Consider the following 13259-nt stretch of genomic DNA (forward strand, 5'->3'; position numbering starts at 1 on the left):
CCACCGATCGTGCCTGATCGGCCCGACACCACCGCGACCCGGTCTAGGGCCGACGGCCGAACAGGCCACGCCGCCGCGGCGGCAGCGGCCCGGCCGCGACCTTGCGGAGGTGGTTGTCCAGGTCGGCGGCGCACGGGCGGCACAGCAGCCAGTCCGACCGGTCCCGCCGGACGATGTCGAGCCAGGTGCCCCAGGGGTCGGCGTCGCCAACGCCGAGCCGGGCGGCCACCGCCTGGAACCCGTCGACGACCGCACGCGGCCGGTAGCCGCCGTCGGCGGCGGCGCGGAGCTGCTTGGCGGGGTAGCGCTTGGCGTCCGGTCCGGGCGAGGCGTTGCAGATGTCGCAGGCGGGCATGCCCTCACTCTAGGAACGCGCGGTCGGGACTCCTCCCGACACCCGCTCTCGAGCGGCCGTCACCGGCTCAGGCGTAGCGTGATCCGGGTCCACGCGCCCAGGTAGCACCGGTCGCCGTCGACCAGCGGCCGCGGGGCGTTGGGGCGCAACGGGTTCGGCTCGTCGTTGACCGACACGCCGTTGGCCGAGTCGAGGTCCACGACCGCCCACGAACCGTCCGGCTGGGCCACGAGCAGCGCGTGCAGGTGGGACACGCCCGGGTCCTCCGGCGGGCCGGTGAGGTCGATGTCCGGGCTGATGCCGCGGCTGCGGCTCTGCCGGCCGATGCTGATCTGCTTGCCCTGCAACGGAAAGTGCCGGTCCGGGCAGAACGGCGGGAACCCGATGCGGCCGGCGTCCGGACCCTCGGCGGCCATCACGGTGTCGTAGTAGGTCCGGTCCGCGCTGACCGTGGCGGTCCACGCGGTGCCGTCGGGCAGCCGGTCGGCGGGCCGCGCGGGCACGGGCACGGGCTCGGGCGGGGTGGGGGGAGCGGCCGGGGGCGCGGTCAGCGAGTCGTGCCCGCACGCCTCGCAGAACCGGCCGGCGAGCGGCGCCCCGCAGGCCTGGCAGGTCGCGCCCGCCGGCGGCGCGTCCGGTGCGCTCACCGCGGCCGGCGCGGAACTGCCGGCAGCGGCCGCGGGCGCGGGGCCGTCCATCTCCCGGCCGCAGACGTCGCAGAACTCGTCGTCGGCGGAGTCGTGGCCAGCGGGACACGTCGGCATGGGCGCCTCTCAGCTCTCGTCGGCCGAGCCGGCGGCGTCGGCGGTGCCGTCAGCGCTGTCGGCCGACTTCTTGCGCACCCGCATCGTCTTGCTGGACCGGGTGTCCAGGGTCATCTCGTCCACCGCGGCGACCTTGCGCTTGAGCCGGACGGTGCCGGTCTTGGCGTCCTCGACGTCGACGACCTTGGCCAGGAGCTTCGCGGTGTCGGAGTGGCCGGTCTCGGTGGCGAGCTTCACCGCGCGACCCAGCTTGGCGGTGGCGGTCTCGACGTCACCGGCCTTGCGTGCCTCCAGGCCCTCCTGGATGGCGTCGGCGAGCTCGGCCTGCCCGGTGTAGTGCGCGACCTCCCGGTTGATCCGCGTCGACAGCGCCGTGTCGTCGGTCCACACCGCGAGGATGTTGCCCTTGCCCACCACGGTCTCCGAGCCGTCCGCACCCGGCAGCACCAGGCTCACCCGCCCGGCCAGCATCTTCTCGCCGGTCGCCGCGGCCGGCACCTGCACGCACACGTGGTAGTCGCGGGTCTCCGAACCCCACGAGCCGGTGGGGTAGTCGCCGCTGCGCGGGGGCACCTCGGTGCGCCGCGACGTGAGGTCGGACAGCGTCGGCTCGACCTGCTTGACGAACTTGATCGTGGCGCCCTGCGGGGTCCACAGCCGCAGCGACACGTCGGCGACCGCCTTGTCCATCGCCTGCGCCGCCATCGCGCGGAAGTCGGCCTCCAAGCCCTCCGGCTCGGCCACGATGTCGACCGTGCCGAGCAACGTGTCGGCGATCGTGCGCAGCTCCTTGACCTCCCAGTCGGTGCCGACGCCGCGGCAGTCGCAGACGAAGTGGCCGGTCACCGCCTCGATGGTGCGGGTGAGCTGGCGCGGCGTCTCGTGCATGTTCTGGCCGTCGGTGAGCAGGATCGCGTGCCGCATCGAGCTGGTCCTGGTGGCGAACACGCTGTCCGCGAGGCGCAGCCACTTGCCGATCGCCGTGCCGCCGTTGGCCTGCAGCTTCGTCACCGCCTGCTTGGCCTCGGCCCGGGTCTGCGCGTTCGCGACCTCCAGGTCGTGCCGGTAGGGGTAGACCAGCCTGGCCTCGTCGGTGCCGGCGATCACCGCGAACAGGACGCCGTCGCGCAGCGTGTCGATGGCCGCCGCGGTGGCCTGCTTGGCCGAGGACAGCTTCGTGCTCGGCACGTGCATCGACCCGGAACAGTCGACGATGATCACCTCGGCCGTCGACCCGGCCGGCGCCGCGGTGCCGGCCTGCGCCGCACCGCCGGTGGCGGTGACCGTGATGATCGAGTTGACCTCGGTGGCCCCGACCGACAGGTACTCGTTCTGGTAGATCTCGACCGCGAACTCCGGTGCTCCACTCATGACTCGCTCCTCGGGGAATCAGGGTTCGGGGGGAACGGCACGAGCACCGTCGTGATGTTGTCGTGGCCGCCGAGCGCCAACGCGACCCGCGTCAGCTCGCTCGCCGCGGCCAGCAGGTCCACCTCGGTCAGGGCCGCGCCGTCGTCCCCGGGCAGGGCGTCGACCAGCGCCTGTGCCTCCGGCAGGTAGTTCCACAGCCCGTCGCTGCACAGCAGTACGAGCCCGGGGCCGTCCGGCGCCACGGTGAGCGTCCGCGGCTCGACGTCGCCCGCGTCCGCGCCGATCCACTTGGACAGCGCGTGCGCCTGGTGCACCGACATGGCCTCCTCCTCGCTCATGCCCTCGGCCACGAGCTCGGTGGCGACCGTGTCGTCGATGGTGAGCGCACGCGACGGGCCGGCGGAGGCGAGCCAGTAGATGCGGCTGTCGCCGACCCAACCGACGGTCACCTCGGTGGGCGTGACCACCGCGGAGACGTAGGTGCACGACGGCGCGGTGCCCGGCACCGTCGGGTCGGCGAGCGTGGCGACCACCTCGACGGCCCGCGCCACCGCGGCCCGGGTGGCGCCGTCGGCGTCCTTGCCGTCGAGCACGGCGTCCAGCAACACGTCGGTGGCCTCGTCGACGGCGGCCTGGGAGGCGTTGTCCGCGCGGTCGGAGGTGGCCACGCCGTCGCACACCACGGCGACGACCGTCGGGGTCTCGCCCGCCACCACGCCGAACGCCATCGAGTCCTCGTTGCGTGCCCGGCGGGCGCCCTTGTCGCTGATCCCGGCAACGAGCCCGAGGTCGCACTCCATCCGGTCCCGCCCCGCCGGCTGGGCGCGCCCGCAGTCCTCGCAGAACCCGTCCGCGCCGACGTCGGCCCCGCCGCAGGCCACGCACGCACCGGCGCCGGCACCACCGCCCGCCGCGCCGAGCGGGCCGCCCGCCGGCGTGCGGGTGACCAGCAGGCTCGTGCCGCAGCCCTCGCAGAACCGGTCCTTGGCCCCGACGGCCTCACCGCAGTTGGGGCAGGTCATCACACCCACGTCCTGGGCCGGATCCGGTTGGCCGTGTCCACCAATGCGATGCGCTCCCTCGTGTTGTCCGCGTGCCGGGCCAGCGTGCGGTAGCACTTCTCGAGGCCGGTCCGCAGATCCTCCTCGGTCAGCGTGCAGCCGAGCACCGTGCCCATCGGTCGCCCACCAGCCTGCCCGTCAGCCTGCCCGCCAGCCGGTCCACCGTTGCCGGCGAGGAGCCACCGGTAGGCGGCGTCCAACACCTCACCGGACGCGTGCGCCCGGCGCTCCGCGTCGATCTCCAGGTCCGCCAGCTGCGTGCCGGCGGCCACCAGATCCTCCTCCGTCAGGTCGCCCGCGGCATCCACCCGGGTGCGTGCCCGGATCGCGGCGAGCTGGGCGGCGACGTAATGGCTCGACGTCTCCGGCACCGAGCTCAGCACGTCCACCGCCTCAAGCCGCTCGCCGCGCGCGAGCAGGGCCCTGGCCAGCCCGAACGCGGCGCTGACGTAGGCCCGGTCGGTGCGCCACACGGTCCGGTAGTAGTGGTCCGCGGCCGGCCAGTCGCCGGTGGCCTCCGCGCACAGCGCGATCGCGAGCTTGGCCGCGGCCTCACCCGGCACCGCCGAGTAGACCCGGTCGAACAGCACCCGCGCCTCGGCCGGCTTGCCCTCGGTGAGCGCGGCCAGGCCCTGATGCCAGTCGATCAGCCACGTCCGGTCGAGGTCGGTGGCGTCGCGGGTGAGGTCGGCGAGCCCCCGCCGGGCGGTCGCCAGGTCGCCGAGCTCGATGTGGGCCCGCGCGGCCCGCAGCCGGACCTCCACCGTCGCCTGCGGGGCGTGTTCGAGCTCGTCGACCAGTGACTTCGGGTCGGTCGAGGTGAGGGTGGCGAGGAACGCGGCGGCCGGGTCGGAGCCGTCCATCCGGGGCACCGGCAGCATCCCGACGACGGCCGCGAGGTCCAGCGGCTCCGCCTCGGTCCGGATGCCGAACGAGCGCCGCTCCGGGGTGAACTCGGTCGACGGGCCGGGCCGCGGCGCACCGTCCTCGGCCGCCATCACCTCTCGCAGCACGCCGGTGAGCTGGTCCTTCATCTCCTCGGCGGAGGTGAACCGGGCGCTCGGCTCGTGCGCGGTGGCCCGGCGCAGCAGCCGGTCGTAGGACTCGAACTCGGCGAGCAGCGGCTCCTCTGCGGGCGAGGGCAGCGTGGCCTGGTGCTCGCGCTGGAAGTCGAACGAGAACGTCATCACCGCGAGCGTGCGGCCGATCGTGTAGAGGTCCGCGGACATCGACGGGCCCGCGCTCGCGATCTCCGGCGCCTGGTAGCCGACGGTGCCGTAGACCGCGCTGTCCTCGTCGTCGACGTGGCGCACCGCGCCGAGGTCGATGAGCTTGAGCTGCTCCTCGGTCTGGATCACGTTGTCCGGCTTGAAGTCGCAGAACAGCAGGTCGAGGGTGTGCAGGTAGCCGATCGGCGGCAGCATCTCCAGCACGAAGGCGATCGCCCGGGGCAGCGGCAGGCACGCGGCCGCGCCCTCGGTCCGGCGGATCTCCTTGATCATGTCCTTGATCGACTGGCCGCCGACGTACTCCATCACGATGTAGCCGACCAGCGAGCTCGTCTGGGCGTCGTGGTGCTGCACGAAGTTGTGGATCTTGACGATGTTCGGGTGCTCGACCTCGGCGAGGAAGCGCTTCTCGGCCACCGCCGCGGCCATCGCGTCCGCGTCACCGGTGTCCAGCAGGCCCTTGAGCACCACCCACCGGTCGGCGACCGCGCGGTCGAGCGCGAGGTAGATCCAGCCGAGGCCACCGTGCGCGAGGCAGCCGAGCACCTCGTACTGGTCGTGCAGACCTCGCCGGGGGAGAGCTTGGGCGTGAACGAGAACCGGTGCCCGCACTTGGTGCAGAAGCCCTCCGGCCGGCCGGGGCCGCCGTCCCGGCCGCGGCCGACCTTGGTGCCGCAGTTGCTGCAGAACCGCTTGTCCTCGGGCACCTTCGGGTCCGAGAGCACCGCGGCCTTCGGGTCCCGGTAGGGCACCCGCGGGATCTCGACCAGGCCGGCGCCGAGCAGGCCACGGCTCGACGAGCGGGCCGAGCCGCGCCGCGAGCTGGTGGTCACCGCGCCGGACGACGTCGTCCACGAGACGCTGCCGGTGCGCGCGCTGCCGGTCCGGACACTGCCCGTGCGGGCGCTGGGCGTCGAGACGTCCCCGTTCGCGGGCGGCGTGGGAGTGCTCGCCGCGCCCGCGGGTGCCTCGAGGCCGCACGTGTCGCAGAAGCCGTCCTCGTCGATGCTGCCGGTACAACCGGGCCGGGGGCATGCGGTCATTCGGACCCCTCCTCGGAAGCCGGGTGCGGCGGGCGCTCCCGGTCCTGCAAAGCCTGCTGGTAGCGGTTGAGTGCGCGGGTGGCGGCCGGCAGGTCGCAGGGCGCGGTGTGCAGCAGCTCCCGCGCCGCGCCGTGCAGCTTCTCCAGCGCCAGGTCCTCGCCGTAGCCGAGGCGCGCGGCCTTCACCCGGTAGGCGTCGAGCCGGCCGCGCAGCTCCGCGCGCCGGTCGAGCAGCCCGCCGACCGCGCGCAGCGACCGCCGGGCCGCGCCGAGGGCGTCGGCGGCGTCCCGGTCGAGCGTGTCGGCCTCGGCGGCGAGCCCGGCCCAGTCGCCGGCGTCACGCTTGCCGGTGAGTGCCTGGATTCTCGGGCGCAGCCGGGCGGAGCCGCCCGCGGCCGGTTCGGGCAGGCCCGGGTTCGCGATCTTCTCGACGACCGCGGCGTAGGTCTGCCGGGCGGTCGCCTCGGCGGCCTCGATGTCGGACAGCGTCGCGTCGAGCGCGGCGAGCCGGCCGTCGAAGGAGTCGCGCACGGCGGTCAGCTCGGCCAGCCGGGTGCGCAGCGTGGTGAGCCGGGTCGCGAGCCCGGACAGCGGGTGCTTGCGGGCCGCGGTCAGCACGTCGGTGAGCACGAGCTCGCGGGCCGCGTCGAGGTCGGCCCGCAGCCGGTTGACCTCGGCGGCCACGCCCTTGTCGACCGCGGCCACCGACTCCGCCTGCACGGACACCGCGTGCAGGTCCTGCTCCAGCGGTTCGAGCCGGCCGATCGCCGCCGACCACGCGGTCTCCGCGGTGGCGAGCACGTCGGTGACCATGGCGAAGGAGGTCTTCATCCGGTCGAGCAGCTCGTCGACGGTGATCCGCTGGGTCACCTCGGCCGCGCCGGTGAGCCCGCGCCGCTCGATCGGGATCTGCTGGGAGTCCAGCTCCACCACCGGATCGGTGAGGAGCGCGGTCAGCTCGGCCAGCTCGTCGTCGCCGGGCCGGGCGCGTTGGGCCCGCACCTCGCGGGCCCGGTCGACGAGCCCGCGGTAGGTGGCGAACTGCTCCCACAGGGTGGCCATCGCGGCGCTCACCTCTGCCCAGCGCCGCTCCGTGTCGCCGGTGAGCGTGGCCCCGCGCAGCAGCTGGTGCCCGGCGTGGCCGTCCATCTCGACCAGCGACGCGGCGATCCGGTCGCTGTCCGCGCCGAGCCGGTCCAGGGCGCGGTCGACCTCCTCGCGGCTCAGCACCGCACCGCGCATGTCCCCGAGCCTGTCCATGTCTCCGGTATACCCATGCCGGCTCAGTCCTTGTACTTCGCCGCCGGCGGCGAAGCCGGGTCGAGCAGCCCGGAGAGCCACTTGTCGTACGTGGCCTGCCAGCTTCCGTCGGTGCGCATCCGCTCGATCACGGCGTTCACGAACCGCACGAACTCCGGCTGCCCCTTGGGCATCGCCATGCCGTACGGCTCGTTGTAGAAGGGGTCGCCGACCATCTGGGTGAACGGGTCCTGCGCGCGGAGCCCGGCCAGGATCGTGTCGTCGGTGGACACCGCGTCGACCTGGTTCTGCTGCAGCATCACCAGGCAGTCGGTCCAGTCCGACACCTTTACCGGGACGGGCTTGCTGTCCGCGGCGGCGATGTTGCGCAGCGAGGTCGACCCGTCGGTGGCGCACACCCGCTTGCCGCCGAGCGAGTCGATGCCGGTGTACCCGGACGCCTCCTTCACCAGCACCCGCTGGCCCGCCTCGTAGTAGACCGACGAGAAGTCGACGTCCTTGAGCCGGTCGCAGTTGATCGACATGGTCCGGATGACGATGTCCACGTCGCCCGCCTTCAGCGCCGGGATGCGCTGGGCGGAGGTGAGGATGCGCAGCTGGAGGGCCTTGTCGTTGCCGAAGATCGCCCGCGCGATCGCCTTCGCCATGTCGATGTCGAAGCCCTCGACGCTGCCGGTGAACGGGTCGCGGTAGCCGAACCGGTAGGTGTTCTGGTCCACGCCGACGACCAGCTTGCCCTTGGCCCGGATCTTGGCCATCGTCGAGCCGGGCGGCAGCGCGTTCGGCGCCGGCAGCGAACCCGGGCGCAGGCTCGCGGTCGGGTCGCCGCAGTCCTCGGCAGCCGGTGCCTCCGGCGGCTCGGTGAGCTCCGTCGCGCCGGCCGGCAGCGGCACCTTCGCGGTGACCTCGGTGGGCGGGACCGCCTCGTCGGCGCCGCAGCCCGCGACGAGGAGCAGCGCGCCGACCAGGACGGCGGTCAGTTTCCGGCGGTTCATCGGTACTCCTTGAGCCGCTGCCAGATGCCGGCCACGGAGCCGGCGGCCATGATCGCGGCGAGCAGGACCACCCCGATGACCGTGCCGGTGACCGCGTTGCTCGCCTGCGACACCTCGTCGTCGAAGCTTTGCGTGGTCAGCGCGATCGCCTCGGAGAGGCCCTTGTCGACCTCGTCGAACCGGGCCGTGGCGCCGTCCTCCGCCGGGCCGATGGCGAGCTGCACCGCCTCGGTGTACTGGCCGCCGTCGTCGGCCGCGCGGATCTGCTGGTGCACCTCGCTCCACTGGTCCCAGGCCTGCCGCGCGTCCTCGATGTGCCCGCGTGCCTCGTCGTTGATCGCGTCCGCCGAGGCGAGGTCGAGCCGGCCCGTCGAGCCGTCCTTGCCGTCGAGCTCCCCGGCGACCTCGACGTAGTCCTCCTCGAACTGGGCGCCGCTGCCCCGGGCGACCAGGGTGAGCGTCTCGTCGGCCCGCGCGGTGAGCGTGGCGATGCGGGTCTGGGCGAGATGGTCGACCTTCGCCGAGCCGGACTCGCGGCTCTGGTCGACGTTGGTCATCACGCCGAACGTGGCGACCATCGTCCAGAGCAGCGAGATCAGCGCCGCGACCGTGGCGACGACGAGGCCGACGTTGAACACGCGGTTGGTGGCCCGCCGCACGAACACCTGGGCGATGATCAGCACGGCCAGCGCGATCACGCCGAGCAGGAGCTCCAGGAACGGGAAGCCGCCCGCCGCGTCCTGGTCGGCGGCGAGCTGCGCGGTCTCGCCGCGGTAGAGCTCCTCGGCGGCGGGCAGCAGCTGCGTGCGCATCAGGTTCGACGCCTCGCGCTGGTAGGCCGCGCCGACCGGCAGGCCCTGGTGGTTGTTGGCCCGCGCGGTCTCGATGAGTCCGGTGTAGACGGACAGCTGCGCGGACAGGGTGGCGAGCGGGCTGCCTTCGGCGGTGATGTCCGCGGGCTCGCGCGCGGCGACCGCGACCGCGACCGCGTTCTCGGCCTGGGCGATGTCGGTCTCGTACCGGGAGCGCTGGTCGGCGGGCTCCTCACCGCCGGCCAGGAACGCGCTCGTCGCGGTGGCGTCGGCGTCGGACAGCGACCGGTAGATCTCCTGCGCGGCGACGCTGAGCGGGCCGCTGCGGGTGGTGAGGTCGTCGAGCGCGGTGGCGCGGGCCTGCACGCTGATCGCGGTGAACACGCCGACCAGCGCGCCGACCGCGACCAGCACGACGGTGAGCACTGTCAGGAGGCCGGGCGTCGTCCTGGCGAGCTCGTTCAGCTCGGTGACCCGGCCGGGCTTGCGTGGCGGGTCCGCCGGTGGCGCGATGACGGGAGCGCTCATGGTCGGCCCGCCCGTGGGTGAGTGGCGATCAACAGTGCGCACCTTTCCGAACGGCCACGACCGGGCCGTACCTTCCCCCGACGGTGATCGTCAGCCTAGTCCGTGCCGCACGGACCCCGAGCGGCTTTGGCCGGAATGCGCCCCGCCTGCTTGACAACGTTTCGAACACCATCCAGTATTTCACTACTTCATTAGTGAAAGGGTGTTGGAGTTGATCGACTTCAGGCTTGATCGAGGCTCCGGCGTCGCGACCTACATGCAGCTCGTGCACCAGGTCAAACACGCGTTGCGGCTGGGTGCGCTGCGGCCGGGGGACCGGCTGCCGACCGCGAAGGAGGTCGTCGACCAGTTGGCGATCAACCCGAACACCGTGCTGAAGGCGTACCGGGAGCTGGAACGCGAGGGACTGGTGGCCGGCCGGCCAGGGCTCGGCACCTTCGTGCAGCGCTCGCTCGGCGGCGCGTCGGTGACCGAGCACGCGCGGCTGCGTGCCGCGCTCGCCGGCTGGGTGCGCGACGCCCGGTCGGCGGGCCTGGACCCGGAGGACGTGGAGGCGCTGTTCGCCTCGGTGGTGCTGGACTCGTTTCGCTTGACGGATCGCTCAGGGGAGGACACGGCATGACGGTGTTGACCGCGACCGGGTTGGGGAAGAGGTACCGGCGCACCTGGGCGCTGCGGGACTGCTCGCTGTCGGTGCCGGCCGGGCGGGTGGTCGCGCTGGTCGGGCCGAACGGTGCCGGAAAGACGACGTTGCTGCACCTGGCGGTCGGGCTGCTGACGCCGACCGCGGGGACCGTCGAGGTGCTCGGCGCGGCGGTCGACCGCGACCCGGAGGCGCTCGCCAGGATCGCGTTCCTCGCGCAGGCCAAGCCCTTGTACGACGGGTTCTCGGTGGCCGACATGCTGCGGTTCGGCCGGCACCTGAACCCGGGGTGGGACCAGGGGCTCGCCGAGCGGCGGCTGACCGAGCTCGACATTCCGCTGGACCGCAAGGTCGGCAAGCTCTCCGGCGGCCAGCAGGCGCAGGTCGCGCTGACCGTGGCGCTGGCCAAGCGGCCCGAGCTGCTGCTGCTCGACGAGCCGCTGTCGAACCTGGATCCGTTGGCGCGCCACGAGGTCATGCGCGGGCTGATGGCCGCGGTCGCCGAGACCGAGCTGACCGTGGTGCTCTCCTCGCACGTGGTGTCGGACCTGGAGAACACCTGCGACTGGCTCGTCGTGCTCAACGGCGGGCGGGTGCAGATGAGCGGCGACATCGAGGAGCTGCTCGCCGGCCACCGGCTGCTGACCGGCCCGGCCGAGCTCGCCGACGGCGTCGCGAGCCGGCTGACCACGGTGGACGACAGCCGCACCGACCGGCTGGCGACCCTGCTCGTGCGGGACGGGTCGCCCGCGCTCGACCCGCGGTGGACGACGCGCGGGGTCGGCCTGGAGGAGTTGGTGCTCGCGTACCTGCGCCGGCCCGACTCGGCGTCGCTGCCGCGGCCCGCGCTCGCGAGTGCTCCATGATCTGGCTCACCTGGCACCGGACACCGACCGACGTCGCTGCGGCGCGGCGCTCGGGGGGACTGGGGGTGGTGGTGAGCCTCGCCGGCTTCGCGGTCGGCGCGTGGTCGGCGGGGTTCGCCGGCGAGCCGGCCGCGGGTCGCCTCGCGCACATCGACATCGCCCATGGCGACCGATGGTCGGGCACCACCGGGATCGGCGTCGACCGGAACGTTCCGTCCGCTCGCCGCGTGTCCTGATCCATCCGTCCATCCATCCACATTGGAGACTCATGTTCTGGCTCACCTTCCGGCAGCACCGGATGCAGGTCCTCGTGACGGTGGGGGTGCTGGCCGTGCTCGGCGTGGTGCTGCTCGTCCAAGGACTCGGCACCGTCGACGCCAAGGCCGAGCTGTCCGGTACGGAGCTCGACCGGGTGCTGGAGGAGCGGTACGAGCTGCTTTACCAGGTGCTCACCTGGCTACCCGCCGCGCCGGTGCTGATCGGCCTGTTCTGGGGCGCCCCGTTGCTGGGGCGGGAGGCCGAGCGCGGCACGCTCGTGCTGGCGTGGACCCAGTCGGTGACCCGGCGCCGGTGGGTCACCGCGAAGCTGGCTTGGCTCGCCCTCGCGGTCGCCCTGTGCGGCCTGGCGCTCGGCGCGATGGTCGAGGCCTGGAACGCGACCTTCGCCGGGTCGGACTTCGCCCGCCGGTTCGGTGACCGCGGGATGTTCACGACCACGGGTGTCGTGGCGGGCGGCTGGTGGCTGTTCGGGTTCATGCTCGGGGTCGCCGGCGGCGCCCTGTTCCGCCGGCTGCTGCCGGCGATGGCGGTGACGCTCGCGGTGTTCTTCGTGGTCCTCTTCGCCGTCATGGGTCTGCGCGGGGACTACGCGACGCCCGACCGGATCGTGCAGGAGATCCAGGAGTCGCCCCGACTCCCGGCCGACGACGTGCTGCTGGCGGGCAGCGGCTGGCTCGCCCCCGACGGCACGGAGACCACCGACGGCCCCTTGCCCACGTGCGAGGACGTGCCACCGCCCACCTTCGCGGGCTGCCTGCGGGAGAGCGGCTACCGCATGGTCACCTACGTCCACCCGGCCGACCGGTACTGGCGCTTCCAGTGGACGGAGGCGGGCCTGCTGCTGGCCGGTGCCGTGCTGCTTGCGGGGGTGAGCTACCAGCGCGTCGCCCGATGGTCGGTCTGAGCCATGCTGTGGCTGACCTGGCGGCAACATCGACTGCAGGTGCTCGTCACCGCGATGGCACTACTCGGCGCCGGCGCCTTCCTGCTGGCCGCCAAGTCCGCGGACCTCAGCGCCTACAAACCCGCACAGGTCATCGAGGCGGTCGAGGTCATCGACCTCGCCGCCATCACGCGGGCCTCCCGACCTGCGGCTTGGGTCGCCGTGTCCTCGCGCGGGGACGCGGTCTACGACGTCGACGGCCGCGCCCGAACCTGCACCTGCCCCGCCGGTGAAACGGGGTCTGCGTTGCTATCGCGGCTGTTGACATCCTCGCGGCGGCCTGACGCCACGCCAGCCGCCATGGTTGCCGCGTACGAGTTCGAGGTGCAGTGGGTGTGGACGCCGCGTGGGTCACCCGCCGCCGGGTTGTCCGCTCACACCCGCCATTCTGGTCGCCCGCGTTCTACCCTCAGCGGGTGATCGCGACTATCACCGTCGACGAAGTGCTCGACGCCACTGCCGTGCAAGAGTCGCAGGCCGGCGAGCAAGATTTCGCCCCGCTGGGAAATCGAACCTGGGGGTTCGTTTGGATTATTCCGTTGATGCATGACGCTGCATCGAGGATTTGGTTGTATTTCGATGGCTTGCAACATCGCCGCAGATCATTCCAAAGAAAGGGTTCAAAGAACTGGGGCTGATGCAGCGACTACGCTGCCGCGTCAGCCCCAGTGGTGTCACGTGGGATCAGGCGCCGTGCTCGTCGGCAGTCAGCTCCAACAACGCTCCGGTGATGCCGAACAACGGCCACCGTGCGGTAAGTACGAAGGGTTCCGACGGTCGTGGCCAGAGCCACAAAGTCTCCTGTGTTCGGAGACGATTACTCCTGATGTGGAATCCCGGGCCGCCCAGTACAGCAAAGTACGGCTGCTCGGGGGGCAACTGTGGCGTCAGCACGTGATCGAGAGTTTTCGCGGTGCGTCCGTCCGCGAGCTGGACGCCGAACCACAGCACGGCAGGGGCAGGCCCTTCGTCCAATGCCGCTAACTTAGGTGCTGTGGGGTTATGATCTTGGTTGTGGCGAGAGTGGGACAGCAGGTCAAGGTGGGTACGCAGGTTCGGTTGCCGGATCTGGTCGGGGTCGGGGTGCTGACTGCGGCGTTCCCGCCGGAGC

The 13259-nt window shown here is 72.5% G+C and carries 14 protein-coding genes and 1 pseudogene; 6 read left to right on the forward strand and 9 right to left on the reverse strand.

Annotated features, from left to right (window positions below):
- Positions 1-43 precede the first annotated feature (43 nt).
- The 9 genes and pseudogenes from GEV28_RS24235 to GEV28_RS24275 all read right to left on the reverse strand — a co-directional run bounded on the left by GEV28_RS24235 (position 44) and on the right by GEV28_RS24275 (position 9417).
- Complete coding sequence (locus GEV28_RS24235) at positions 44-355, reverse strand: hypothetical protein (protein WP_291414451.1); 312 nt, start codon at positions 353-355, stop codon at positions 44-46.
- 59 nt (positions 356-414) lie between these two features.
- Positions 415-1119, reverse strand: a complete 705-nt coding sequence (locus GEV28_RS24240; RefSeq protein ID WP_291414452.1) for an FHA domain-containing protein — start codon at positions 1117-1119, stop codon at positions 415-417.
- A 9-nt stretch (positions 1120-1128) separates the two neighbouring features.
- Positions 1129-2490, reverse strand: coding sequence for a VWA domain-containing protein (locus GEV28_RS24245; RefSeq protein WP_291414454.1), 1362 nt, complete (start codon positions 2488-2490; stop codon positions 1129-1131).
- Entirely contained in the window at positions 2487-3512 is a 1026-nt protein-coding gene (locus tag GEV28_RS24250) for a protein phosphatase 2C domain-containing protein (protein WP_291414455.1), read from the reverse strand. The genes GEV28_RS24245 and GEV28_RS24250 overlap by 4 nt, the downstream gene beginning before the upstream one ends.
- A complete protein-coding gene (locus GEV28_RS24255; RefSeq protein ID WP_291414457.1) occupies positions 3512-5326 on the reverse strand; it encodes a serine/threonine protein kinase in 1815 nt (604 codons plus the stop codon). Before GEV28_RS24255 ends, GEV28_RS24250 begins: the two co-directional genes overlap by 1 nt.
- A gap of 74 nt (positions 5327-5400) precedes the next feature.
- Positions 5401-5823 (reverse strand): annotated as a pseudogene (locus GEV28_RS24260) (serine/threonine protein kinase); the annotation flags it as partial.
- The gene (locus tag GEV28_RS24265) at positions 5820-7082 is read right to left on the reverse strand and encodes a hypothetical protein (protein ID WP_291414459.1); all 1263 of its coding nucleotides are present in this window, start codon (positions 7080-7082) and stop codon (positions 5820-5822) included. The gene GEV28_RS24265 and the pseudogene GEV28_RS24260, both read right to left, overlap by 4 nt.
- 23 nt (positions 7083-7105) lie before the next feature.
- Complete coding sequence (locus GEV28_RS24270; RefSeq protein WP_291414460.1) at positions 7106-8077, reverse strand: glutamate ABC transporter substrate-binding protein; 972 nt, start codon at positions 8075-8077, stop codon at positions 7106-7108.
- Positions 8074-9417 (reverse strand): hypothetical protein, encoded by a 1344-nt coding sequence (locus tag GEV28_RS24275; RefSeq protein ID WP_291414462.1) that lies wholly within the window; start codon positions 9415-9417, stop codon positions 8074-8076. Before GEV28_RS24275 ends, GEV28_RS24270 begins: the two co-directional genes overlap by 4 nt.
- 211 nt (positions 9418-9628) lie before the next feature.
- On the opposite strand from GEV28_RS24275, the gene GEV28_RS24280 reads away from it, so the two are divergent.
- From GEV28_RS24280 to GEV28_RS24305, 6 genes are read left to right on the forward strand one after another with little or no spacing between them, the layout of a single operon-like run.
- Complete coding sequence (locus tag GEV28_RS24280; RefSeq protein WP_291414463.1) at positions 9629-10039, forward strand: GntR family transcriptional regulator; 411 nt, start codon at positions 9629-9631, stop codon at positions 10037-10039.
- Positions 10036-10926, forward strand: coding sequence for an ABC transporter ATP-binding protein (locus GEV28_RS24285; protein ID WP_291414465.1), 891 nt, complete (start codon positions 10036-10038; stop codon positions 10924-10926). The genes GEV28_RS24280 and GEV28_RS24285 overlap by 4 nt, the downstream gene beginning before the upstream one ends.
- Positions 10923-11162, forward strand: a complete 240-nt coding sequence (locus tag GEV28_RS24290) for a hypothetical protein (protein WP_291414466.1) — start codon at positions 10923-10925, stop codon at positions 11160-11162. The genes GEV28_RS24285 and GEV28_RS24290 overlap by 4 nt, the downstream gene beginning before the upstream one ends.
- 32 nt (positions 11163-11194) lie before the next feature.
- The gene (locus GEV28_RS24295) at positions 11195-12109 is read left to right on the forward strand and encodes an ABC transporter permease (RefSeq protein ID WP_291414467.1); all 915 of its coding nucleotides are present in this window, start codon (positions 11195-11197) and stop codon (positions 12107-12109) included.
- A 3-nt stretch (positions 12110-12112) separates the two neighbouring features.
- Positions 12113-12568: a hypothetical protein gene (locus GEV28_RS24300; protein WP_291414469.1), complete on the forward strand. Its 456-nt coding sequence runs from the start codon at positions 12113-12115 to the stop codon at positions 12566-12568.
- On the forward strand, positions 12565-12786 hold the full coding sequence (locus tag GEV28_RS24305; RefSeq protein WP_291414471.1) for a hypothetical protein: 222 nt from the start codon (positions 12565-12567) through the stop codon (positions 12784-12786). The genes GEV28_RS24300 and GEV28_RS24305 overlap by 4 nt, the downstream gene beginning before the upstream one ends.
- The last annotated feature ends 473 nt before the right edge of the window (positions 12787-13259 follow it).

It is taken from the genome of Actinophytocola sp., from assembly GCF_009379765.1.
In the GTDB taxonomy this organism is placed as follows: Bacteria; Actinomycetota; Actinomycetes; order Mycobacteriales; family Pseudonocardiaceae; genus Actinophytocola.

Bases quoted from the DNA above. Each gene is read 5' to 3' on its own strand.
- GEV28_RS24235 (WP_291414451.1), bottom strand. From the start codon at position 355: ATGCCCGCCTGCGACATCTGCAACGCCTCGCCCGGACCGGACGCCAAG.
- GEV28_RS24240 (WP_291414452.1), bottom strand. From the start codon at position 1,119: ATGCCGACGTGTCCCGCTGGCCACGACTCCGCCGACGACGAGTTCTGC.
- GEV28_RS24245 (WP_291414454.1), bottom strand. From the start codon at position 2,490: ATGAGTGGAGCACCGGAGTTCGCGGTCGAGATCTACCAGAACGAGTAC.
- GEV28_RS24250 (WP_291414455.1), bottom strand. From the start codon at position 3,512: ATGACCTGCCCCAACTGCGGTGAGGCCGTCGGGGCCAAGGACCGGTTC.
- GEV28_RS24265 (WP_291414459.1), bottom strand. From the start codon at position 7,082: ATGGACAGGCTCGGGGACATGCGCGGTGCGGTGCTGAGCCGCGAGGAG.
- GEV28_RS24270 (WP_291414460.1), bottom strand. From the start codon at position 8,077: ATGAACCGCCGGAAACTGACCGCCGTCCTGGTCGGCGCGCTGCTCCTC.
- GEV28_RS24275 (WP_291414462.1), bottom strand. From the start codon at position 9,417: ATGAGCGCTCCCGTCATCGCGCCACCGGCGGACCCGCCACGCAAGCCC.
- GEV28_RS24285 (WP_291414465.1), top strand. From the start codon at position 10,036: ATGACGGTGTTGACCGCGACCGGGTTGGGGAAGAGGTACCGGCGCACC.
- GEV28_RS24290 (WP_291414466.1), top strand. From the start codon at position 10,923: ATGATCTGGCTCACCTGGCACCGGACACCGACCGACGTCGCTGCGGCG.
- GEV28_RS24295 (WP_291414467.1), top strand. From the start codon at position 11,195: ATGTTCTGGCTCACCTTCCGGCAGCACCGGATGCAGGTCCTCGTGACG.
- GEV28_RS24300 (WP_291414469.1), top strand. From the start codon at position 12,113: ATGCTGTGGCTGACCTGGCGGCAACATCGACTGCAGGTGCTCGTCACC.